This window comes from Verrucomicrobiia bacterium, from assembly GCA_036405135.1.
GTDB lineage: Bacteria > Verrucomicrobiota > Verrucomicrobiia > Limisphaerales > JAEYXS01 > JAEYXS01.
The window spans coordinates 167,151-189,942 of sequence record DASWYF010000024.1; the positions used below are offsets into that span (position 1 = coordinate 167,151).

Sequence of the window (22,792 nt, forward strand, 5' to 3'; positions counted from 1 at the left end):
ATTGCTTGCAACCGGGCACGCTTGCGTTTTGCCGGATTCTTTGACACCGTAACGACTGGTTCAACTATTCTGTCACGCTGTATGAAACAATTTCTGCTTTGCCTCCTGGGTCTCGTTCTTGTGGCGGTCCAGGTCCAAGCACAGCCGGTGATCATCGGTGGCAGTGATCCATTGCGCGGTGGTGGTGGCAATACCATACGTAATCTGCGGGTGACGGAGAAGACTGCCGATGGCACGGAGGCGGTGCTGACGATGGAGTATTCATATGATGGCAATCTGGGTGCCTCGGCGTTTGTGGTGCCGGTGATCCAGAAGAAGGGTGAGAAAGGGGTGTCCGCATGGTTCGGAGCTGATCCGCAAACGGTGGGACGTGGAAGGGGTTTGATCAGTGTGAAGGTGCGTTTCTTCAATGATGAACCGGGAGTTCCTGCACAGCTTACGACGGACTCAGTGAGGGTCATGCTGATGAACAGTTCGAAGCGTGCGGTGATCACGTCCATCCCGTTCCTTACGACGGTGCAGTGGGGCAGTGCGGATGCGAAGAAGCTGGCGGTGGCGGAAAGTTCGGAGAAGCCAAAGACCAAGGCGCAGATGGAGGCGGAGGCAGAGGCGGCAAAGATCGAGGCTTCACGGCTGAAAGCGGAATCCGAGGCGAGGGCGCGTCAGGAATTGGAGAAGCGTGCGCAGGCAGAAGCCAAGGTGCGGCAGGAAGCGCAGATAAAGGCGGAGGCGGAGGCGAAACGCCTGGCGGAGGAAAAGGTGAAAGCCGAAGCAGAGGCGAAACGATTGGCGGATGAGCGTAAAATGGCGGAAACCAAGGCGAAAGCGGAGGCGGAGAAACGAGAACAGGAACGCATGAAGGCCGAAGCGGATGCGAAGCGATTGGCGGAAGAGAAGGCGGCGGCGGAAGCCAAAGCAAAAGCGGAGGCGATTAAGCGTGAGCAGGAGCGTTTGAAAGCTGAGGCGGAAGCGAAGGCCCGGGCGGAGGCGGAGGCAAAATTGAAGGCAGCTGAGATGGCGCGTGAGGCGGAATTGAAGCGGTTGGCGGATGAGAAACGCAAGGCGGAGGAGATGGCGAAGGCGGAAGCTGAAGCGACCAAGCGCAAAAAACTGGAAGAAGAAGCGAAGATGCGCGCGGCGGCAGAAGAAGCGGCGAAGAAGAAGGCGGCGGAAGAAGCCAAGAAGGCAGAGGAGATCCGGTTGGCATCCGAGGCGGCAGCGAAGGAAGCAGCGCGTTTGAAGGCGGCTGAAGAAGCGCGGATGAAGGAGGAGGCGAAGGCGCAGGCGGATCTCGAAGTGAAGCAGAAGGAATTGGAAGCGAAGATCGCAGCGGTGAAGGCGCGCATCGCCGAGGCGGCGGCGGAGGAGGCGAAGGCGAAGGCTTTGGCAGAGGCTGCGCAGAAGAAAGCACAGGAACTGGCGGATGCGAGCGAGAGCGAGAGCAAGAAGGCCAAGGTGGCGGAACAGCAAAAGCTGGAGGCCGAAGCGAAAGCCAAGGCAGAGCGTGAAGCGGCGGAGATCGCGTTGAAGAAGGCGGAGGAAGAGGCAGTGGCGCTGGCCAAAGCGAAGGAGCAAATCAAGAAGCAGGCGGAGGAGGCGGCGAAGCTGGCCTCGAGCGCGACGGCAGTCATCGAGATCCCGCCGGACATCAAATCTCAGGTCTTGAATCTGGATGTGGTGAACCGGAGCCTGGACCGCAGCGAGATGACCATCGGTGTGGAGTTCGATTACAATGACAAGTTCGGTTCCAAGCCCTTGTTGGGAGTGGCCGTGGCGAAAACAGGTCTGGCGGAGGCGAGCGAGTATTTCACGGCTGAGCCGATGGAGATCAAGAAATCGCGCAAGGAGACGGTGTTGGTGCCGGTGAAGTTCCAACCGCCTTCCGGCAGGGCGGCCAGTTTTAACAATTATGCGACGGATCGCATGTTGATCTATATGGCGGACGGGGCGACGGCCAAACAGGTGAACCTGTTCGCGGCGACAATGTTCCTGGTGTGGCGTCCGCCCACTGCTCCCGCAGCTGGTCCGGGCACAACAGCAGCAGCTCCGGCCAAGGCGGTGACGGGGACGGTGGAGATCGACGCGGTGCGACAGGAGGATGTGTATACGGGGTACGTGACGGTGAAGTATTCTACAACGGGTAATTCACAGTTGCGGGTGAAGCTGTATCCCAAGGGCAAGCCGGCGGGCGCGGAGTGGTTCAAGGTGGATGTGACGCCGGTGAAGCAGGGCAGTGGCCTGGAGCTTTTCAAGGTGGCGGTGGATCCGCTGGCGAAGACGGAGTATGACCTGATCAACATCGATGTGATCGAGGTGGATCTGTTGAATGAGAGCGGGCAGGTGATCGCGACGAAGCAGATGGCGCAGACGATGAGCTGGGTGAAGCCGAGATAAGTGTAAAGTTTTCAGTTTCAAGTGTTCAGTTGGAAGCAGGTTTCGCGTTTCGAGTTTTTGCGCTTTGGTAGGCGATCCCCATGGGATCACGCTGTGGTAGGGTTTTCAAAGAAAGCTGGTTTTTCTTCGTGGGGTTCCTTGAATATCGCAAAAGCTGGGCTATTTGTTCCCGACGGGCTTTTGCTGGAAGGGTGAGGAAATGTTTTCTGAGAGACACGAGGGAACCGATGGCAGGTCAGGAGCGGTGAGGGCTGGAGTATTTGTGCCTGTCAGCGTTGCCGCTGTTTTGAGGTTCATGGAGGAGAGGTGGCGATGAATAGGGGACATTCCATACACCGGCGGATGCAACGGGTGATCGTATTGACCACCGGACTCTCGTTGGTGCTGGCGTGCGTGGTTTTCGTGTATCTGGAGTGGAGCAGTTCAATGGCGCAGGAGAGACAGTCGGCATTGAGCACGGCACGGATCACGGCGGATGCCTGCAGTGCGATGCTGGCTTTCAACCGGCCGGAGGAGGCGAAGAAGCTGCTGGATGCTTTCCGCGCGGAACCGGATGTGCGCATAGCGGCCCTGTATGATGCGAAAGGAAAGCTCTTCGCCGAGCACCGTGCATCCGATGCGGTGATGCCGACGCCGGTATCTCCGGAACGGGAAGGTTCCCGGGTGGTGAGCCGAAGGCTGGCGGTGTTTTATCCGGTGATAGAGGACGGCAAACATTTCGGCACGTTGTTCCTTCAGGTGGATCTGCGGGATACGTATGCCCAGATGGAACAGTATGCATGGATCACATTGCTGATCTTCTCGTGTGCTTTGGGAGGCGCCTATTTTATCGGGCGGGCTTTGCAAAGAACGATATCAAATCCGATCCTTTCGCTGGCGGAAACGGCGCAGTCCATTTCACGGGAGAAAGATTATAAGGTGCGGGCACGGACAGGGCAGGAAGGGGAACTGGATATCCTGACAACGGCGTTCAACCAGATGCTGGACACAATCCAGGACCAGCAGGCGCAGTTGCGGGTGGAATTGGCGGAGCGAAAGCGGGCGCAGCAATCAGAAGCGGCGGAGAGGGAACTGCTGGCGACGACGCTGGAGAGCATTGGTGACGCGGTGATCGCGACGAATGCGGAGGGCAAGGTGACATTCCTGAACGGGGAGGCGGAACGGCTGACGGGATGGAGCAACCGCGACGCAGCCGGGCGTCCGTTGCCGGAGGTGTTCAGGGTGATCAGTGAGGAGAGCCGTTTGCCGATCGAGAATCCGGTGGACAGGGTGTTAAAGACCGGGGCGGTGGTGGGTTTGAAGCATCAAGCACTCCTTATAACGAAGGATGGGCGGGAGACACCGATCGACGACAGTGCGGCGCCGATCCGGCAGGGCGGCGGACCGATCAACGGGGTGGTGCTGGTGTTCCGGGATTTCACCGAGAAAAAGCAATCTGCGGATGAGCTGAAGAAGGCGCACGACCGGTTGCTGGCGGCATCGCGGGCGAAGGATGATTTCCTGGCGGCGTTGTCGCACGAGCTGCGCACACCGCTGAATCCGGTGTTGTTGCTCGCGAGCGAGGCGGCGGAGGATATGAAGATGCCGACGGAGGTGAGAACATTGTTCGCCACGATCCGGAACAATGTGGAGCTGGAGGCGAGGCTGATAGATGACTTGCTGGACATCACGCGGATTACGCATGGGAAACTGGTGTTGAACCTGGACTATGTCGATGTCCATTCGATCCTGGGGGATGCGATGGCGATGGTGCAGGCGGAGCTGGACCAGAAGCGGATCACGCTGAGGGTGCGATTGGGGGCAGAACAACCGGTGATGAAGGGGGATGCGGTGCGGTTGCAACAGGTGTTCTGGAATGTGTTGAAGAACGCGGCGAAGTTCACGCCGGAGGGCGGAAATGTGACGGTGGAGACTGCCACCATGGAGGTGAATGACAAGGTGAGCATCCGCATCACGGATACGGGCATAGGGCTGATGCCGGAGGAGCGGGAGAGGATATTCGATGCGTTTTCACAGGGGGAACATGCACGAGGGGGAGGGTCGCACAAATTCGGCGGATTGGGGATGGGGCTGACGATCTCACGCAAGCTGGTGGAGTTGCACGGCGGGGCCATCCAGGCGATGAGTGAAGGGCCGGGTAAGGGGGCGATGTTTGAGATCGTGCTGCCGGTGCGGCAGACGAGGGGGAGCGTTGATAGCCTGTCAGAGACAGCCGTATCGACGGACACGGAGAGGATTCGGAGAAACACAGAGAAGCAGGCGGGCTTGCGGGTGCTTTTAGTGGAGGATCATGAAGCGACCCGGGAGGCGTTGAAGTTCCTGCTGACGAAGAGGAAACTGGATGTGACGGCGGCAGGTACGGTGGGAGAGGCGATGCGCGCTACGGAGGAGAATACGTTTGATCTGGTGATCTCTGACATCGGTTTGCCGGATGGAAACGGGTATGAATTGATGGGGGTTTTGCGCAGGAGGTATGGACTGAGGGGGATCGCGCTGACCGGGTATGGGATGGAGCAGGATGTGGCGCAGAGCAGGGAGGCCGGGTTTGTGGCGCATTTGACGAAGCCGGTGAGGATGGAGTCACTGGAGAAGGTGTTGGGGGAGGCTGTCAAGGGGTGAGCGTGGGGATGTGAATCAACCGATGGGGTCAAATGAATAGAGGAGAGAGTTAACCACGAATGGCGGGGAGCTTCGGCGGTTGTCGGAGATTGCCGACCTCCGAAAAATAGTCGGGGCACGCGGGGATGGCCGGGTTTCTTTCGCCGTTCTCTATTTTACAATTGTAGCGCGTTGAATTGGAGGCGCTTATGTTAAATCGTTTTTTTCTAATGGATTTTTGTTGTGTTCTTTTCGGGTTTTGATAATTTGTGTGCAGTGGCGAAGGGCCGTTAAATGTCTTGATGGCGGCGCTGCGGTGAATAAGGAGGCGGTATGGTCAGCCAGGAAAGTGCCAGACGGGAGAAGTGTCGTTGGGGGAATAGGTCTTATGGGACCGATGGGTCTAATAGGTCATGGGAACGTTCGATGCTGGCTGCATCCGGGGGCCGAGATTTTCAATTTTCGACGTTCAGAGGAGGAGCATTCAGTCAGGGACGGGGTGGAACCCGTCCTTACCAGGGGGAGGTTTTGGAATCGAGGACGTCGACGATCCGAAGTGAGGTTTGGGGCTTTGACGATTGGGGGAGGATGAGTAGATTGCTGCCAATGTTTTTGTTTTCACGTCCGCATGAAAGGAAGGGGGCACCCCTCATCCTCAATCCTTCTCCCCTCCGAGGGGAGAAGGAGGATTGGCGTGGCGTGGTTTCAAAGTGTGTCTCGTTTTCGGCTGCGGGTTGGTTGTTGTTAGGGGCAGGTTGTTCGCAAACTGCCAAAGAGTCCGAGGGCGTTACGAGAACAGTGGCTTTGACCAATATCACTACGAATTCCTCTTCTGTTGTTATGTCGCATAAGCATACGAATCGGTTGGCGAAGGAGAAATCGCCGTATCTGCTCCAGCATCAGCATAATCCGGTGGATTGGTATCCGTGGGGCGAGGAGGCGTTCGCGAAGGCGCGGAAGGAGGATAAGCCGGTGCTGGTGAGCATCGGATACTCGACGTGTCACTGGTGTCATGTGATGGAGCGGGAGTCGTTCGAGAGTGAGGCGGTGGCGAGGGTGTTGAACGAGCATTTTGTGTGCATCAAGGTGGATCGCGAGGAGCGGCCGGATGTGGACAAGATCTATATGACGGCGGCGCAGGCGTTGACGGGGAGTGGCGGGTGGCCGTTGAATTGTTTTCTAACGCCGGAGTTGAAGCCGTTTTATGCAGGAACTTATTTCCCGCCGGAGCCGAAGTATGGGAAGCCGAGTTTCGTGGAGCTTTTGCAACAGATCCATCAGGTGTGGGTGACGCGGCGCGCGGATGTGAATGAGCAGGCGGAGGATCTGACGAAGCAACTGGCGGCGTACACGATGCCGAGCAAGGATACGAATGCGCTGCTGCACGCGTCGATCACACAGAAGGCGTTGGTGTCGTTGAAGGAGGATTTTGAGCCGACGTATGGCGGGTTTGGCGGGGCGCCGAAGTTTCCGCGGCCATCGCAGCCGTTGTTTTTGTTGAGTGCGGGTTCGCGGCAGAAGGATGAGGAGGCGTTGAAGATGGTGCTTTTCACTTGCGAGAAGATGGCGGCGGGCGGGATGTATGATCAGCTCGGCGGCGGGTTCGCGCGTTACTCGGTGGATGCGCAGTGGCTGGTGCCGCATTTCGAGAAGATGCTCTACGATAATGCGCAACTGGTGCAGCTCTACCTGGATGCATATCTGATCAGCCGCGAGGAGAAGCATGCGGAGACGGTGCGGGATATCATCCGGTATGTGCTGCGGGATATGACGCATGCGGAGGGCGGATTTTATTCGGCTGAGGATGCGGACAGCGAGGGGCAGGAGGGGAAGTTCTATTGCTGGACGAAAAAGGAGTTGGAGACGTTCTTGAGTGCGGACGAGGCGAAGGTCGCCATCCGATACTTTGGAATCACGGAGAAGGGGAATTTCGAGGATCATAGTCATCCGCAGCCGCTGAAGAATCTGAATGTGTTGAGCATTGTGGATGCGAAGCTGACGGCGGAGGAAGCGAAGTTGCTGGCGAGTGCGAAGGAGAAGATGTTCGCCACGCAGAAGAAGCGGGTGCGGCCGCATCTGGATGACAAGGTGTTGGCGTCGTGGAACGGAATGATGCTAGGGGCGATGGCGCGCGCGGGGGTGGTGTTGGGCGAGGAGAAGTTTCTTACCGCGGCGGAGAAGAATATCGCGTTTCTGAAGGGCAAGCTGTGGGATGAGAAATCGAAGACGTTGTATCATCGCTGGCGCGAGGGGGAGCGGGATGAGGTGCAGCTTTTCGATGCGTATGCGTTTTTATTCGCGGGATCGCTGGAGCTGTATGAGGCGACGTTGAAGGCGGAACATCTGGAGTTCGCGATCGCGCTGGCGGACCAAATGATCGCGCGGTTTTATGACCAGGAAGATGGCGGGTTCTTCCAGAGCGTGGCGACGAAGGATCTGATCGTGAACGCGAAGGAGGATTATGACGGGGCGATGCCGTCGGCGAATTCGGTGGGCGCGCTGGCGTTGCTGAAGTTGGCGGCGATCACGGACAAGAAAGAGTATCGCGAGAAGGCGGAGGCGACGTTGAAGTTGCTATCACCGCGCATGCAACGGATGCCGCACGCAGTGCCGTATGCGCTATTGGCGATGGATTTTTGGACAGAGGAGCCGCGGAGGGTGGTGATCGCGGGGGACGCGAAGAGCCAGGACGCGAAAGCGTTGTTGAAAGCGGCGCATAGTGTTTATCAGCCGCACAAGGTGGTGCTGGGGAATGTGGGGCCGGTGGAGGAGTTTGCGAAGACGTTACCGGCGAAGGATGGGGCGGTGGTGTACTTGTGCACAGGGATGACGTGTCAGCCGCCGACGAAGGATGCGGGGAAGGTGAGAGAGATGCTGGGGAAATGACGAAGCCGGTTGCACCGACGGGCCAACATGAGGGAGAAAGGGAATATAGAGGGTGTTTTTTTGAGGGCCGATTCTCTTGAGGGGGCGGCAGTGAAGACCGAAGCTAGGTCAAAGCGGCAGCTTTGCCTCACCTTGATAAGGTGGCAAAGGTGCTATTGAGTGGAACGACGGGAGAAGAAGTCCTTGGTCCATGAGGGGGCGGACCAAGCGAGAAAGTAGGCGAGGGTAAAGAAGGCGAACCAGTTGCAGAGTTCATCGAAGGTGAAGGCGATGAGGTAGCCGTCGGGAACCTGGCGGAAAAGTTTCACGATGAACATATGCCAGAAGGAAAGAAGAATGGCGGCGAGGGTGAGCTTGGAAAGGAGGGCGATATGGCCGGGGTGCCTGGTCCAAGCGACGAGTTGGGGTAGTGTCAGAATGAGAAAGCTGAGGCGGTAGTCCCAGTTGTTGCCGAGGAAAAAGGTGCCGACGTAGATGGCTGAGCCAGCGCGGAAGGCATCGAGGTTGAGGGGGGCGTCAGCGGCTGCCGCAGGGAAATCCCGGCGACGGAGGCCTTGGATGGCGAAATAGAGGAATGGAAGGAGGAGGAGATGAGAAATGATTTTTACGATGGCGCCCCAGTTGGCATCGCGCTCGAGGATGGACATCCAATAAACGTTGGTGCCGTAGCTGAGGAAATTGGAGCGAGGCGTGGTGATGCTGAGGAGGCAGATGTCTTCCATGGTGGCCAGCGTGTAAAGCATCGCGACCACGAAGAGAACGGCGGAGTAGCGGAGGAATTTCTCACGGCCGAGTCCAATGAGAAAAAGCCAGGCGAAGATGGGGTAAAGTTTCAGCATGAAAGCGAGGCCGATGACGAGGGCGGCAAACATCGACGAGCGCTTAACGGAGGTGACGGCGAGGGTGATGAGGAAGAAAATAAAAAGATCGATGTTTCCGCGCTCGAAGCAAAGGAGTGTGGAGGGGGAGAGAATGGAGAGCAGTATCACGAACAATGTCCTGTTCTTCACCTTGGGAAGGAGCAGGCATATGCCGACGAAAAAACTGACAATAAGGGTGAATCCGAGAAGATTCGTGCAGGTGGAGTCAATGCCGAGTGCGAACAAAAGCTGCCAGACCCGAGGGTAATTAAGCGGACGTCCCCAAGGGTCGGCGGGGTTCTCGATCATGGGATCGTAACCGGCGGCGTACGATTCGGCGCCGTGGGTGATGACGCGGGCATCGGCGAAATGAGGGAACATGTAGGGGACATTCCAGATGTCCCAGGTGGCCTCGGGTCCACGGGAGTCAAAGAGGATGAAGAAAAGGACGACGGCAGCAATGCAGGCGCAGATCGCGTTGATCCTAGATTTCATCGACGAGTGGATTTAGACAGGATTTGCAGGATGGACAAGATAGATTCCGGGGGAAAGAGGGGAAAACATCGAACGACCAACATCCAACTTCCAACATCGAAAGAAGGGGTGGTTAGAGCCTGCGGTGTCGGCTGGGGAGGGGCCTCCTGAACGGCGGCTACGAGCTTGGGTCGAGAACGACGACGATTACGAATGGGAGCGGGAGAAATAGGCTTTGGTTTCGGTGCGGCTGAGAGAGTGGAAGGCGTAGGCGGTGGTGAGGGCGAAGATCAGGGTGACGGTGAAAACGTAGAGGCGGGCGATGTCGGGGATGGGGACGCCATTGGATTTGAGCTGAGTAAAGGGCACAAAGCAGATGAAGATGATGAACCAGAGGGTCAATATAGCAGAGGCGATGCGGGCGAGCCACCACGCCCAGCGTTGAGCGAGGACGAGGCCGAAGAAAAGAGCGAGGGCGGGCAAAAACAAAACGGAGGTCCAGTAGAGGACACGACCACCGTGATTGACGAGTCCATCGCTGAATTCCAAGGCACAGAAAGCGAGGAAGAGAATGCAACTGGTAATGACCATGCGCACAGGAGCGGGCAGGGGAATGGAGGGTTGGCGGGAGTATCGCCAAGCCAGAACGAGACCGGTGATGAGTGATATGGCGGCGATGATGGTGACGGTCAACGCCATCGGCTCACCAGAGGAGATTTTGCCGTGGCCGATCAAGGGGACGAGGGACGCGGCGGCCATGGTGGCGAGCAAGACACTGATCATGAAGGGCAGGCGTTTCATGGAGCCTCTCTTGCGTCATCAAACACTATTTTGCGATAGGAGCCATAATGGAGCGGTTCATGAGGAGCATGGCGCGGCTGTTATCCTGAGCTTCTTTGCGGAATTTCGTGAACTTCTCCTGTTCCTCGGTGTTGAGGAAGGTGGCGCGATTGGAGACGCGGGCGTAGATGTCATCGAGGAGTTTCAGGCTGATATCTGTTTGTTGTTCGGAGGCGATGTTGCGGAGGTTCAACATGGGAACGACCTGATAATCCGCAGGCAGACCGGCGGCGGCCAAGGCAGCTTTGGTTTCTTCCCGCATGAGCTGGGAGAACTGTTCTTTCTTCGCGGTCTTGGCTTCTTTGTCACCCGTGAGGTTCGCCTGAAACTGTTCGGCGGAGATAAAGGTGATGAGGTCTTTGGAATAAGCCTGATACTGTTCGAAGCCTTCCTTGCCGAGGAGCGTGAGCAGTTGATCATCCAGGATTTTATCTTGAGCGTTGAAGATACGGTTGATCTCGGCCAGAGAGTTTTTGTCCTGAAGCGATTGGGTGATGAGATCGATGTTATCCATGATGCCGTTGGCGAGCAGTTCGTTGAACTGATCGGACGTTTCGGTCTCGAGTTTCTGCTTTTTGGCGAACTCGCTGAAGAGCGCTTTCATGCCCATCTTTTGCTGGGACTGCATCATCTTGCGGGTGGCGGGATCGGATGTGATCTTGTTGATCGCACTTTTCTTGCCGATGGTTTCGTTATCGCGGCGCAAGACACCGACTTCGCCGCGCAAACGCAGGACTTCGTTGTTGGTCTGCCCCTTTTTCGCTTCAGCGAGCTCGGTAAGAAGAGCGTTCTGGCGTTTCGTGGCAGTGTCGCGTTCGCGTTGCAAGACGGCGAGCTGTTCCTGCATCGTAACCTGGTGCTCATGCAGGGCGGTATTCTGATTCCGCAAGTCGGTCACTTGCCGGTGCTCGTAGATGAGGGCACCGATGGTGGCGGTGAGGGCGGTGGTGACGGCGAGTTTTTGAAAGGTGGTCATGGCGATGGTCTGGGTGACGGTGGTCGTGACAGTGGTGGCGGCGGTAGCAGTCGCCGTGCTGCTCAAGGCAGAGGCGGAAATGGTGAGAACAAGCCCGGCAGGTGCGGCTTGAACGGCGTTTGCAGTGATGAGCAACACGAGGCCGCTGGCACCGATCTTCACGCCGCGTTGAGCAAAGGAATCACGCAGGCGATCCACGGCGCGGCTGACGCGTTTCTGGGCGGCTTCATCACTGATGCCAAGGGTTTGGGCCATCTCCTTGGCGGATTTGCGCTCGAAATAACGGAGCATCACGGCGTCGCGATCCGGTTCGCTGAGATCACCGAGGGCGGCGTCGAGGTGCGGGGCGATGTCTTCCCAAGAGGCATCGTTTTCAGCGGACAACAATTCTTTCATGGCGGATGCCTCCTGTTCGCGAGCGCGACGACGGACATCGGTGCGGACGGTTTGGGCGGCGATGTTCTGGGCGGTGCGATGCAGCCAGCCGGAGAGGACCGGGTGATCGGCGAGTTGCCCGGCGCTTTTGGCGAGAGCGACGAAGGCACCTTGCGTGACGTCTTGGGCGAGATGGGAATCGCAGACCATCCGCAGGGCGGCGGAATAGACGAGATCCATGTGGCGGCGGACAAGCTCGGAAAAGGCCGGTTCCGAGCCTTTTTCGGCATAAGCACGCAGCAATTGTGTGTCAGTCTGGTCGTTCACTGTATCTGATAGTAGCCGCTGGCGGGGAAATCGGACAGATGGGAATTATGAATTAAGAAGTATGAATGATGAAAGAGGAGATAAAGCCATAGTGTGCCATCACAGCAACTCCTTCAGCACAGATTTCAGTTCTTGGGCGGAGAAGGTGAGTTTGACGTCACATTTGCGGCATTGATAGGGGACAGTGCCTTTGAGCGAGGTCATGGGGCCTTGGCAGGTTGGGCAATAGACAGAGGTGCGGAAGCCGGTCGGATGTTTTCGGAACAAGGCTCCTCTATGAGGAACAAAAACCGGGGTGGCATCACGAGGTTCGCTTTGATCTGGATGCAATGACTTGTGGATGAAATCATCGGTCACACGGTCTTTTCTGGCGGTTCCCCAGTAGCAGTCGATCCAGCGGATAGTTTCCAGTGCTTCGGTGGTGCCGATGTTGATCAAGGCCTGCACGGAAGTTTTGAAGATGCCGTAGTTGCTGTGGCGCAAAACGGGTTGGATGATGCCGATCAGACGGGGATCATTTGGAACAATCTTGAGAAGAGCCACGATGGTAGGTTCGAAATTAAGTGGTGCGCCGTCCACCCATGGCGCAGTGGCGATAGTGATCAAGTCTTCGACTGCATCGTTCGCCTGCGGCCCCAATTTACCAATACTGACGGCTGCCCAGTAGCCTACGACTGATTCCGGGTCATGCAATGCACGGCGTAATGTCGGCAGATCGGCGATATCGGGACGATAACGGCTGTAAGCGTCAAACGCCTCCATGCGGTGAAAGCGATTAAAGTCATCCAAGACAGCGGCTAGCTGCGCTAAGGAGGGCTTTGGCGGCTTGGCTTTGGGCATGGCAGAACTTCATGGTGCCGATAAGAGGCGGATTAGCAAGGGTGAGGTGCGGTAGCCGCTGGAGGGATGATTTCAAACGAGTGATGAAAACGCAGAGTGCTACGGCGGACGTCGCGGACTGCCGGCTGGAATCCGGCAGCACGGGGCTTAGTGCTACGGCGAACTGTCCCGCTCATCACCCGTTTAAAATTGTACCCTCATTTAGCAGGACTGTCCTTCGTCTCACCGATCGCTTTGCTGAGCATGTTATTGGAGGCCAGCAATGGTCCGAAGAGGAACAAGGGGATGAGTATTTGCCATGGGAATTTGGTAGAGGCCAGGGAGATGCTAAGGATGCCGGGGATGACCATGGCGGCGAGCCAGAGCAGGGTGTTCCACTTCAGCATGCTTTTCTTTTCAGCAGTCGTCATAGGTTGTCCCGGTTGTTTGTTTCACGGTGAATTTGTGGAGCGACTTCTTATCCTATAGTAGCCGCAGGCGAAAAAACAGACAGTGATAATCCTCACCGTCACAAGTGAAGCTATACCTTAATCAACCATGCTGCCCAAAAGCAGAAGACCGCCACCGCCCAGCAGGGTGAGGCAGGAAAACACGATGCCCAAAATGGAGAACAGCTTTTTGCGGTCCTGTTGGAAGAGGCCGCCGATGCCGATGCCCAAGGCCAGAAGATTCATGCCGAGGATTACAAACAAGCCCAGGCCCAGGAATATCGCGACCGGGGAATTCTCATCCATTCCACCGGGACGTGAGGATTCCAAAATGCCTGCTATGACAATCAGGGCGACGAAGGAGATTCCCACCAGCATACTGAGAACGAACGATGCGATGCCAAGCGCGGAATGTTTCTGTTCCCTGTAAACTTCTCCGGTCTGTGCTGTATGATCCATTTCCATGCGCGATTTCCTGTTGTGCTCCTGTGATTGGAATTATTATTGGCTCAGGGAATGGATGTGTCCAGTGTGGTTTTGAAAAAGTAAAGAGAGCAGTCGAAATAGTCCATTTCAGCTTATTTAGAGCGGTTTTAAAATGCTGTGGACGATTGTTGTGTGCTGAGGTCAGGAACTGGCTTCACGGGAAATAAAGAGGGATAGTTTGGGTAGGGAAAATCTTCGGAGAATTCCTCAAAGCCGAACTCATCCCAAAATCAGAGCACCTTCTTCACTGTGGTATGTCAGCTCGCAATCAAGGTGATGAAAAGCATAGTGAAACCGAGTGTAGTTGGTATTGGTCTATACGCGTGCCTTGGAAGGTTTCAATCTTAGGGGGCTGAAACAGATGGCAGGCTCAATTGAAAAGTGAAAAACGTGAATTCTTGATGCTGAAAAATTAGGGCGAAATTGCTGGTTTCGTTCGTTAGTTGCTGGTTTGGAGTGGTTTAGGTGTCTGAAATAAAAGTTATCCACAGTATTCACATGGACAGCCAATGTCCTACCCCCTCGGGTAAGGTGCGAGGTATGAAGGTCGAAGTAGGAGGAAAAAGGGGAGTCGACTAAGAGGCGAGTGGGGCAGACGAAGCAAGGAGGGAAAGGTCGTCAGTGAGAGGAGTGAAAGAGGAGGTTTGCTCCTCTCGCTGATGATCGGGGACCGGTTGCACCGGTGGGCCGATAATGAAGGAGGCGTATTGAACATCGAAAGAGGGAGTGGTGACTAAGAGTGGGAAATCTAAGATGATCTCGAAGCAAGGGCAGAAGAAGGGCGATTTTGAAAAATCAGTAGTTTTGCTGAACTGGCCGAAGAAACTGTCGATAGGAGAGTTAGCATTGGGAATTGAGGGAAAATGGATGAAGCAAAAAAACCGTCATTTTCTGCAAGTTTTCGGTGGATTTGCGGAAGGCTTGCCTTACAGTCCGTCTCGGGCGGACGAAGCCCGTTGTCGGCGGAAACCATCCGGCTTCTGTCGTAACTCTTCCAATCCGTCCAGCGGTGCTGGACAAACCACTATTCCGAAAGCACTTTTATAATATGAGTGATGAAGCCATGAATAATTTCACGCCAAGGGCTCAGCAGGTGCTCGCTCTGGCGCGAAAGGAAGCTGACCGGTTTAACCACAACTTTGTGGGCACCGAGCATCTGCTGCTCGGACTCATCAAGTTGGGCCAGGGTGTGGCGGTAAACGTCCTGCAGAAGATGGGGCTCGACCTGGAAACGGTCCGCATGGAAGTGGAGAAGCAGGTGGGAACTGGGCCGGATCAGAAAGTCATCGGCAACATCCCGTATACGCCGCGTGTGAAGAAGGTTTTGTCCCTCGCCGCACGTGAAGCCAAGGCGCTAAATCATACCTACGTAGGCACAGAGCATATACTGCTAGGCCTGCTCCGTGAGGGTGATGGCGTGGCGGCGCGCGTCTTGAAGAATCTCGATGTGGATATCGAGCAGACGCGGCAGGAGATCTTGAAGGAGCTGGATCCGAACTTCAGCGCGCAAGAAGGTGCTGAACCGCCGCAAGGTGCGGGCGGTGGCGAACCTACCGGTGGTCAACCGGAAGGTGCGGGTGCTGGTGGTGGCAAGGGCGACAAGAAGGGCGAGGCGAAGACGCCTGCTCTGAAAGCGTTCGGTCGCGACCTCACAGAGATCGCCCGCAAGGGTGAGATGGACCCGGTCATCGGTCGTAAGAACGAGATCGAGCGCGTGATCCAAATCTTGTGCCGCCGCACGAAGAACAATCCGGTGCTGCTGGGTGAAGCTGGGGTGGGCAAGACGGCCATCGTGGAAGGTCTCGCGCAAGAGATCGCCCGGGGCAATGTGCCGGAGCTGCTGCGCGACAAGCGTGTGATCACGCTGGACTTGGCACTCATGGTCGCTGGCACGAAGTATCGCGGTCAATTCGAGGAACGCATCAAAGCGGTGATGGATGAGATCCGTCGCGCGAAGAACATCCTGCTGTTCATCGATGAGTTGCACACGATCGTGGGTGCTGGCTCTGCCGAAGGCACGATGGATGCCTCGAACATCATCAAGCCGGCCTTGAGCCGTGGTGAGATGCAATGCATCGGTGCCACGACGCTGAACGAGTATCGCAAGTACATCGAGAAGGACGCCGCGCTGGAACGCCGTTTCCAAAACGTGAAGGTGGAAGCGCCTTCCATCGAGGAAGCCATCCAGATATTGAAGGGCCTCCGTCCGAAGTACGAAGAGCATCACAAGGCTGAGTTCACGGACAATTCCGTGGAAGCAGCGGTGAAGCTCTCCGAGCGTTACATCACGGGCCGGTTCCTGCCGGACAAGGCGATCGATCTTTTGGATGAAGCGGGTGCGCGTGCGCGTATCGGTGCCATGACGCGTCCGCCGGATGTGAAGTCCATCGAAGACGAGATCGAAGAGATCAAAGTCTCGAAGGAACGTGCGATCCGTGAACAGGATTTCGAAGGTGCGGCCTCCATGCGTGACAAAGAGAAGCATGCGAAGGAGAAGCTCGAGAACATCCTTACCGAGTGGAAGACGAAGCGCGATGAGAAGCGCGTGGTCGTGGATGAAGATGACATCTTGAACGTTGTCGCCAAGTGGACGGGCATCCCGCTCAAGCGCATGGAACAGAGCGAAGCTCAGCGTTTGCTGAACCTCGAGAGCGAACTCGCTCGCGTGGTCATCGGCCAACGCGAGGCAGTCACAGCGTTGTGCAAAGCGCTGCGTCGCTCACGTGCGGACCTCAAAGATCCGAAACGACCGATCGGCACGTTTGCGCTGCTTGGGCCTACGGGTGTGGGCAAGACGTTGCTGGCGAAGTCGCTGGCCGAGATGATGTTTGGCGATGCGAAATCGCTCATCCAGCTCGACATGAGCGAGTATATGGAGAAGTTCACGGTGTCGCGCCTCATAGGTTCGCCGCCGGGTTATGTGGGCTTCGAAGAGGGTGGCCAGCTCACTGAGCAGGTGCGCCGCAAGCCTTACTCTGTGGTGCTTTTCGACGAGATCGAGAAGGCGCATCCGGATGTGATGAATATGCTGTTGCAGATCCTGGAAGAAGGTAAGTTGACGGACAGCATGGGACGCATCGTGGATTTCCGTAACGCGATCATCCTGCTCACGTCGAACGTGGGCGCGGAGACGATCAAGAAGCAGTCCACGATGGGTTTCGGTGCCGCGAGCGACGAGACGACTTACGAGCGCATGCGCGAGAAGATCGTGGAAGAATCCAAGCGCGCGTTCCGTCCGGAGTTCCTGAACCGGTTGGATGATGTGATCGTCTTCCGCCAGCTTGGCAAGCCGGACTTGTTCGAGATCCTTGGCCTCGAAGTGAAAAAGGTCATGGAACGTCTGAAACACCGGAACTTGAAGCTGGAACTGGACGACAAGGCCAAGGATTTCCTGGCCGAGAAGGGTTTCGATCCTGCGTATGGCGCGCGACCGATGCGCCGTGCGGTGGAGCGTTACCTCGAAGATCCGCTCGCCGAAGAGCTGCTCAAGGGCCATCTGACCGGCACCGAGCCGGTGCAAGTGACCGTGCTGGACGGCGCGCTGGTGTTCAACCAGAAGGCTGCGGCCGAAGGCGCGCTCTCGAGCTGATTGAATCAGTTCAGAGCGGTTAAGAATTAGCAAACGAACGCCATCCGGTCATCGGATGGCGTTTGTGTTAGGGAGGTTACGTTTGTGCGAGCGCGTTTATGGAACTTGGTAAAACTGGGACATGTGTTAAAATGAGGGGAAAATGGCAAACCGAGCTGGGCTGGAATATTGGATAAGCGGGCTGGGACGGTTGACGATCTTGCTTGGGGAGGTGTTCAAGTCCCTCTTTACGCAAAGGTTCAACTGGGACGGTTTCATGCAGCAGATGCACTTCATCGGGGTGAAGTCACAGTCAGTCGTCTTGATCACTGGGGCCTTCACGGGAATGGTGTTGTGCGCGCAAACTTATTTTCAATTCCACAAGGTCCACATGGACTCGGCTACTCTGGCCGTAGTGAGTGTGTCCATGTGCAGTGAACTCGGTCCGGTGCTCACCGCGCTCATGGTTGCAGGACGTGTCGGTGCGGCGATGGCGGCCGAGTTGGGCACTATGAAAGTCACCGAGCAAATCGATGCCCTTCGTACGTTGGCGACACATCCCGTAGATTACCTCGTCGTCCCGCGCATGCTCGCGACCCTTATCGCGATGCCCTTGCTCACTATCGAATCCATTTCCATCGGCATCGGAGCCGCGTATGCGATCGGGGTGGGCTTGCTGGATATCGATGCCGCGTATTCGTGGCAATACGTCATCAAATATACGGATGTGAACGAGATATTCACCGGCATCATCAAGGCCACCATCTTCGGTGTCTGCATTGCACTGATCGGTTGTTACAAAGGCCTCTTTTGCGAAGGCGGTGCGGAAGGCGTGGGCAAGGCCACCACTGAGGCCGTTGTATACGCATCCATCACGGTGCTGATGAGCAATTTCTTCCTCACGTTGTTGTTGAACCACTTGTTACCCTGATGATCGAGACGCGTGAACTGTGCAAGAAATTCGGCTCCAATGTGGTGCTGGAGAAGGTGAGCTTTTCCGTACCGGAGTCGCAACGTCTGGTGATCATCGGCCGAAGCGGTACGGGCAAGAGTGTTTTACTAAAGCACCTCATCGGGCTCATGGAACCGGACTCGGGCGAGGTCACCGTGGATGGCGAGAAGATCACGGGCTTGGAAGAGCGCGAGCTTTTGCGTGTGCGCAGCAAGTTCGGGATGCTATTCCAGAGCGCGGCATTGTTCGATTCATTGAGCGTGGCGGAAAATGTCGGCTTCGTTTTGAAAAACGAAAGGAAACTTTCTGAGTCGGAGCAGCGCGAGAAAGTCAGTGAAGCGTTGGAGATGGTGGAACTGGCAGGCACGGAGGATAAGAGACCGTCTGAACTTTCCGGTGGCATGCGCAAGCGTGTCGGTCTCGCACGAGCGATCGTCTATCACCCTGAAATCATCCTCTACGATGAACCGACGACCGGCCTTGATCCGATCGTTTCCGACAGCATCGACAAGCTGATCCTGCGCGTGAACGAGAAGCTGAAGGCCACAACCATTGTGGTGACGCATGATATGCGCTCGGTGAAGACCGTCGCGCAACGGGTGATCATGCTGAGAAAAGGTCATATACACGTGGACACCACGCCGGACGAGTTGTTCTCATCCGAAGATCCGGTGATCCATCAATTCGTGAACGGCATCTCCGATGCCAAAGACAAGGATTTCGATCCATGAGCAAAGACAAACGAGAATGGAAGGTCGGGCTGTTCGTCATCATCGGCCTAGTGTTGCTGGGCCTTTTGCTGATGAATTTCTCCAAAGGCGCGAGCCTGTTCACCTCCACCTATGACCTGCGCATGCGCACGTCAAACATCGGCGGTCTGATCCCTGGCGCTAAAGTGGTGATGGCGGGTGTGCCCGTCGGCACGGTCCACAAAATAGAGCTGGAACAGGGTGGCAAGACGGTCATCGCCTTGCTGAGGATACTCAAGAAGTATCAGATACACGGGGACGCGCAGTTCTTCATCGAACAAGCAGGTTTCCTGGGCGATCAGTATGTCTCTGTGAAGGTGGACAAGAATGAAGCTCCATTGTTAGGCGATGGGGCCGAGGTCCAATGTCAGGAGCCTTTCAACATGCAGGAAGCAGCGCGCTCGGCTCAAGGGCTTATCGAGCGTGTCGATAAGATGGTGCAGCAGATCAATACTGCGGTGGATCGCGTGGATAAAGGGCTGCTTTCGGATGCGACCTTAAAGAGCCTCACCACCACCATCACCAATCTGCAAAGTGTCTCTGAAAAAACCGTTTCAGCGGTTGGACGGATAGAACAACTAGTGGAGACAAACGCACCCACATTGACGCGCTCTTTGAACAACGTGGCGGACTTCAGTGAGAAACTTTCTACGATGACAAACATCGTGAACTTCACCGAACGCCTGAACAAGGTGGCGGATGAGTTGCAGTTGACGATTTCAGAGAACCGAGGCGATATCCGGGAGGCGGTGAAAAACCTGGAAGGCGCGACAGAGTCCGCCAATGCCATCATGAAAGACATCAAGGATGGGAAGGGCTTGGCGGGCAGTTTATTGAGTGATGAACAATTACGGGTGGAGTTTGGTCAAATAGTGACCAATATCTCGATTTTAAGCAGCAATGTCGCCCGATTTGGCTTGTTGTACAAGCCCAAGGTGAACAAGAGTACGGTCAATCGGCCCGCAGAAAGTGTGAAACAGGTGTTTCCCCGGGCCAACGAAAGATAGCGAATGTCCATTTGGGTCATCAGAGTCCTGTTCTTGAGTCTGTCTATGCTGACTGGCTACGCCATCAGCCAGGTGCGCCCTGATATTATCGAGAACGCGCGGTTGGGGGTTGTGATCGGCTTCGGCTTTGGTGGGTTGCTCGTCGCCATCGATGAAATGCTGAAAGGCTTTTCATTGAGGGCGTTCTCTGCGGCCACCTTCGGTCTGATGTTCGGCAGCCTGATCGCCTGGATGATTGATCGTTCCGGTCTGTTCGTCCATGCGGAGGAAGCCAGCCGCTGGATGATCCGTCTCTGCCTGTTCGTAGGGTTCAGTTACATCGGCATGGTGCTGGCGATGCGTAGCAATAAAGAAGATTTCTCGCTCATCATCCCATACGTCCGCTTCGCCTCGCAGAACAAGCCGGATAATCTCCTTCTGTTGGATACGAGTGTGATCATTGATGGGCGTATCGCAGACATCATCGAGTCCAACTTCTTGGAAGGCGTCGTCGTGGTGCCGCGCTTTGTCCTGCGTGAACTGCATCAGCTTTCTGATTCAGGCGATTCCATCAAACGCAGCCGTGGCAAACGCGGCTTGGAAACATTGAGTCGCATCCAGCGGAATTCCAAGAATGAGGTGAAGATCCATGAAGGCGATTTTCCCGAAGACAAGGAAGTGGACTCCAAGCTGGTGAAATTGGCGAAAGCGACGGGCGCGAAACTTTATACGAATGATTTCAATCTGGGCAAGATCGCTGAACTGCAATCAGTTCAACACGTGAACATGAATGATCTGGCGCTGGCCTTGAAGCCGGTGATCCTGCCGGGTGATACGTTCAGCCTGAAGATTGTACGCGATGGCAAGGACAAGGGGCAGGGCGTGGGTTTCCTGCCGGATGGCACGATGGTGGTGGTGAACAATGGCCACGCTTTCATCGGTGAAAAAGTCGAGGTTTATGTGCTGAACCTGCTGCAGACCGGAGCAGGGGTGATCGTGTTCACCGAAATACGGAACAATAATCCGTCCGCAAACGCAGCGTGAGCTTATGTCTCTCGTCAAAGTTTATATGACCTTCAGTTCCGCAGATGCACAGCTCGTCTGGTCGCGGCTGGATGCGGCGGGCTTTCACGCGACGGTGTTTCATGAAGGCGCTGCCATGGCGCTGGATGGTTACGCTCTGGCTGCGGGCGGCATTCAGGTGAAGGTGCCTGAATCTGAGGCTGAAGAGGCCCGCGCTTTTTTAGATGCTCCGGTAAGTGAGCTGCCGGGCGATGATGATTCTGCTGCTTCATGAAGTCTTCCAATTCCGTTTTGTTGCGCCGCTTGCAGGCTCAACTTCCTGCCGGTGAATTGCGTCTCGATAACGAGACGTGCAAGGCGCATTCCGGGGACAAGTGGTTCGCCACCGGCATGCCTGAGGCCGTGGCGCTCTGCCAAAGCGTCGAGACCGTCAGCAAGGTTTTAGCCTTTGCCAACAAGCATAAGATTTACGTCACGCCACGAGGAGCCGGTGTGGGTTACGTGGGTGGCTGTGTACCGAAGCTCGGCGGTATTGCGCTCTCCGTCGCGCAGATGAATCGCATCAAGGAGATCAACGGTCATGATTTCGTTGCGGTTGTCGAGCCGGGTGTCATCACGGGCAAGCTCCAATCGGAGGTGGAAAAGCAGGGGTTGTATTATCCACCTGATCCAGCGAGCCGTGCGGACTGTAGCCTTGGTGGTAACATTGCGACGAATGCCGGTGGGCCGCGCTGCCTCAAATATGGTGTCACACGGGATTACGTCCTCGGTCTTCAGGTGGTGTTGGCGGATGGACGAGCCATTCGCTTGGGCAGCCGCACGCACAAGAATAAGAGCGGTTTCGATCTTTCGCGCTTCTTTGTGGGCTCGGAGGGGTTGCTCGGTGTGGTGACGGAAGCGACGTTGAAGCTCATTCCGCTGCCGCCGTTCCGTTCCTGCCTCTCGATTGGTTTCCGCTCGATGAAGGATGCGGCTAAGGGTATTCGCACGGTATTCGCTTCCGGTTTTCTGCCATCAGCTCTTGAGGTTGCTGATGCCTTTACACTCGCCGCTGCGGAGAAACGCACGGGCAGCAAGATGCTTTCTGGTTGTCGCGCGCATCTGATCATTGAGTTGGATGGTCAGGAGAAGAGCGTGCGGGGTGAAGTGAAAGCGTTGGTAAAGATTCTATCTTCGCTCAATCCGCTGTTCATCCAGCGGGCGAATGGTGCGGAAGATTGCGAAAAGATATGGCAATTGCGCCGTGAGTTTTCCTATTCACTTCGCGACACTGGCCTCACGAAGCTGAACGAAGACATCGTTGTGCCTCGTGGTGAGTTGGAGAATCTGTTCAAACTGGCTTCGGGCTTGGAGAAGAAACATGGTTGCCCAGTGGCGTGCTTCGGTCATGCAGGCGATGGCAATATCCATGTAAACGTGATGGTGGATTATAATCTGCCACAGGCTAATGAGCGGAGTGAAGCAGCGCTGGATGAGTTGTTCCAAGGCGTGCTGGCCCTCGGCGGTGTCATCACCGGTGAGCACGGCATTGGTCTGGCCAAGAAACCGTGGTGGCCGTTGGCCGCGAATCAGGATGTGCGCGATCTGCACTCAGCGGTGAAACGTGCGATGGACCCGAATGGTATTCTGAATCCCGGCAAGTTCGTTGAGTAGGAGATTGGCCGCAAGAAGCGCAGAAGGCGCAAAAAGACGGCAGAAACAAGTCTGCTGCTTTTTCAGTCCCGGAGGGAGGTCTGCCGGTAGCCACTGGTGACCAAAGGGAACCCGTGGTATGGAAGTGAGAAAGACGAGCCCCGGATGGGGCGATTGATTGAGGAAACTCAGAGTCATCCGCTCCTTCGGAGCGGGCAAACTAATTATCAATCCTTTCCACTAGTTGCGCTACGCTTCACTAGAGCATTTTAAATAAAGTTATAGCCACAAGAGGCGAACCAATTGAGCGCATCTTGTGGGGTCACGGCTGCCAAGGCTTGGCCGATGGCTGCCAGCAGTGCAGGTTGGGTGCGGGCTTCCAAGCTGCGGAGGATCTG

At 56.1% G+C, this 22,792-nt stretch carries 17 protein-coding genes; 11 read left to right on the forward strand and 6 right to left on the reverse strand.

Features of this window, described 5'->3' with window-relative positions; translation table 11 throughout:
* The first annotated feature begins 81 nt into the window (after nt 1-81).
* The 3 genes from VGH19_12825 to VGH19_12835 all read left to right on the forward strand — a co-directional run bounded on the left by VGH19_12825 (nt 82) and on the right by VGH19_12835 (nt 7,878).
* Entirely contained in the window at nt 82-2,394 is a 2,313-nt protein-coding gene (locus VGH19_12825; protein HEY1172250.1) for a hypothetical protein, read from the forward strand.
* Nucleotides 2,395-2,706: 312 nt separating this feature from the next.
* On the forward strand, nt 2,707-5,013 hold the full coding sequence (locus VGH19_12830; protein HEY1172251.1) for an ATP-binding protein: 2,307 nt from the start codon (nt 2,707-2,709) through the stop codon (nt 5,011-5,013).
* A gap of 819 nt (nt 5,014-5,832) precedes the next feature.
* Nucleotides 5,833-7,878, forward strand: coding sequence for a thioredoxin domain-containing protein (locus VGH19_12835; GenBank protein HEY1172252.1), 2,046 nt, complete (start codon nt 5,833-5,835; stop codon nt 7,876-7,878).
* 152 nt (nt 7,879-8,030) lie between these two features.
* Here VGH19_12835 and VGH19_12840 read toward each other — a convergent pair whose 3' ends face one another.
* The 6 genes from VGH19_12840 to VGH19_12865 all read right to left on the reverse strand — a co-directional run bounded on the left by VGH19_12840 (nt 8,031) and on the right by VGH19_12865 (nt 13,463).
* On the reverse strand, nt 8,031-9,233 hold the full coding sequence (locus tag VGH19_12840; GenBank protein ID HEY1172253.1) for a glycosyltransferase family 87 protein: 1,203 nt from the start codon (nt 9,231-9,233) through the stop codon (nt 8,031-8,033).
* A 186-nt stretch (nt 9,234-9,419) separates the two neighbouring features.
* Complete coding sequence (locus VGH19_12845; protein HEY1172254.1) at nt 9,420-10,013, reverse strand: hypothetical protein; 594 nt, start codon at nt 10,011-10,013, stop codon at nt 9,420-9,422.
* Nucleotides 10,014-10,038: 25 nt separating this feature from the next.
* Nucleotides 10,039-11,730, reverse strand: coding sequence for a sigma-70 family RNA polymerase sigma factor (locus tag VGH19_12850; protein ID HEY1172255.1), 1,692 nt, complete (start codon nt 11,728-11,730; stop codon nt 10,039-10,041).
* Between the two features lie 99 nt (nt 11,731-11,829).
* The gene (locus VGH19_12855) at nt 11,830-12,570 is read right to left on the reverse strand and encodes a hypothetical protein (protein ID HEY1172256.1); all 741 of its coding nucleotides are present in this window, start codon (nt 12,568-12,570) and stop codon (nt 11,830-11,832) included.
* A 197-nt stretch (nt 12,571-12,767) separates the two neighbouring features.
* On the reverse strand, nt 12,768-12,980 hold the full coding sequence (locus VGH19_12860; GenBank protein ID HEY1172257.1) for a hypothetical protein: 213 nt from the start codon (nt 12,978-12,980) through the stop codon (nt 12,768-12,770).
* Between the two features lie 117 nt (nt 12,981-13,097).
* A complete protein-coding gene (locus VGH19_12865) occupies nt 13,098-13,463 on the reverse strand; it encodes a hypothetical protein (protein ID HEY1172258.1) in 366 nt (121 codons plus the stop codon).
* A gap of 774 nt (nt 13,464-14,237) precedes the next feature.
* Between VGH19_12865 and VGH19_12870 the strand changes: the two genes are divergently transcribed.
* From VGH19_12870 to VGH19_12905, 8 genes are all read left to right on the forward strand, one after another.
* Nucleotides 14,238-14,531 (forward strand): hypothetical protein, encoded by a 294-nt coding sequence (locus tag VGH19_12870; GenBank protein ID HEY1172259.1) that lies wholly within the window; start codon nt 14,238-14,240, stop codon nt 14,529-14,531.
* A 1-nt stretch (nt 14,532) separates the two neighbouring features.
* Nucleotides 14,533-17,073, forward strand: coding sequence for an ATP-dependent Clp protease ATP-binding subunit (locus VGH19_12875; protein HEY1172260.1), 2,541 nt, complete (start codon nt 14,533-14,535; stop codon nt 17,071-17,073).
* A 142-nt stretch (nt 17,074-17,215) separates the two neighbouring features.
* Nucleotides 17,216-17,983, forward strand: a complete 768-nt coding sequence (locus tag VGH19_12880) for an ABC transporter permease (GenBank protein HEY1172261.1) — start codon at nt 17,216-17,218, stop codon at nt 17,981-17,983.
* Nucleotides 17,983-18,735: an ABC transporter ATP-binding protein gene (locus VGH19_12885; GenBank protein HEY1172262.1), complete on the forward strand. Its 753-nt coding sequence runs from the start codon at nt 17,983-17,985 to the stop codon at nt 18,733-18,735. Before VGH19_12880 ends, VGH19_12885 begins: the two co-directional genes overlap by 1 nt.
* On the forward strand, nt 18,732-19,760 hold the full coding sequence (locus tag VGH19_12890) for an MlaD family protein (GenBank protein HEY1172263.1): 1,029 nt from the start codon (nt 18,732-18,734) through the stop codon (nt 19,758-19,760). The genes VGH19_12885 and VGH19_12890 overlap by 4 nt, the downstream gene beginning before the upstream one ends.
* A gap of 45 nt (nt 19,761-19,805) precedes the next feature.
* Nucleotides 19,806-20,783: a PIN domain-containing protein gene (locus tag VGH19_12895; protein HEY1172264.1), complete on the forward strand. Its 978-nt coding sequence runs from the start codon at nt 19,806-19,808 to the stop codon at nt 20,781-20,783.
* 4 nt (nt 20,784-20,787) lie between these two features.
* A complete protein-coding gene (locus VGH19_12900) occupies nt 20,788-21,036 on the forward strand; it encodes a DUF2007 domain-containing protein (GenBank protein HEY1172265.1) in 249 nt (82 codons plus the stop codon).
* Nucleotides 21,033-22,415, forward strand: a complete 1,383-nt coding sequence (locus VGH19_12905) for an FAD-linked oxidase C-terminal domain-containing protein (GenBank protein HEY1172266.1) — start codon at nt 21,033-21,035, stop codon at nt 22,413-22,415. Before VGH19_12900 ends, VGH19_12905 begins: the two co-directional genes overlap by 4 nt.
* Nucleotides 22,416-22,792: the final 377 nt, after the last annotated feature.

Coding starts and splice junctions, on each gene's coding strand:
- VGH19_12825 (HEY1172250.1), top strand. CDS start 82: ATGAAACAATTTCTGCTTTGCCTCCTGGGTCTCGTTCTTGTGGCGGTC.
- VGH19_12830 (HEY1172251.1), top strand. CDS start 2,707: ATGAATAGGGGACATTCCATACACCGGCGGATGCAACGGGTGATCGTA.
- VGH19_12835 (HEY1172252.1), top strand. CDS start 5,833: ATGTCGCATAAGCATACGAATCGGTTGGCGAAGGAGAAATCGCCGTAT.
- VGH19_12840 (HEY1172253.1), bottom strand. CDS start 9,233: ATGAAATCTAGGATCAACGCGATCTGCGCCTGCATTGCTGCCGTCGTC.
- VGH19_12845 (HEY1172254.1), bottom strand. CDS start 10,013: ATGAAACGCCTGCCCTTCATGATCAGTGTCTTGCTCGCCACCATGGCC.
- VGH19_12855 (HEY1172256.1), bottom strand. CDS start 12,570: ATGCCCAAAGCCAAGCCGCCAAAGCCCTCCTTAGCGCAGCTAGCCGCT.
- VGH19_12860 (HEY1172257.1), bottom strand. CDS start 12,980: ATGACGACTGCTGAAAAGAAAAGCATGCTGAAGTGGAACACCCTGCTC.
- VGH19_12865 (HEY1172258.1), bottom strand. CDS start 13,463: ATGGAAATGGATCATACAGCACAGACCGGAGAAGTTTACAGGGAACAG.
- VGH19_12870 (HEY1172259.1), top strand. CDS start 14,238: ATGATCTCGAAGCAAGGGCAGAAGAAGGGCGATTTTGAAAAATCAGTA.
- VGH19_12875 (HEY1172260.1), top strand. CDS start 14,533: ATGAGTGATGAAGCCATGAATAATTTCACGCCAAGGGCTCAGCAGGTG.
- VGH19_12880 (HEY1172261.1), top strand. CDS start 17,216: ATGGCAAACCGAGCTGGGCTGGAATATTGGATAAGCGGGCTGGGACGG.
- VGH19_12885 (HEY1172262.1), top strand. CDS start 17,983: ATGATCGAGACGCGTGAACTGTGCAAGAAATTCGGCTCCAATGTGGTG.
- VGH19_12890 (HEY1172263.1), top strand. CDS start 18,732: ATGAGCAAAGACAAACGAGAATGGAAGGTCGGGCTGTTCGTCATCATC.
- VGH19_12895 (HEY1172264.1), top strand. CDS start 19,806: ATGCTGACTGGCTACGCCATCAGCCAGGTGCGCCCTGATATTATCGAG.
- VGH19_12900 (HEY1172265.1), top strand. CDS start 20,788: ATGTCTCTCGTCAAAGTTTATATGACCTTCAGTTCCGCAGATGCACAG.
- VGH19_12905 (HEY1172266.1), top strand. CDS start 21,033: ATGAAGTCTTCCAATTCCGTTTTGTTGCGCCGCTTGCAGGCTCAACTT.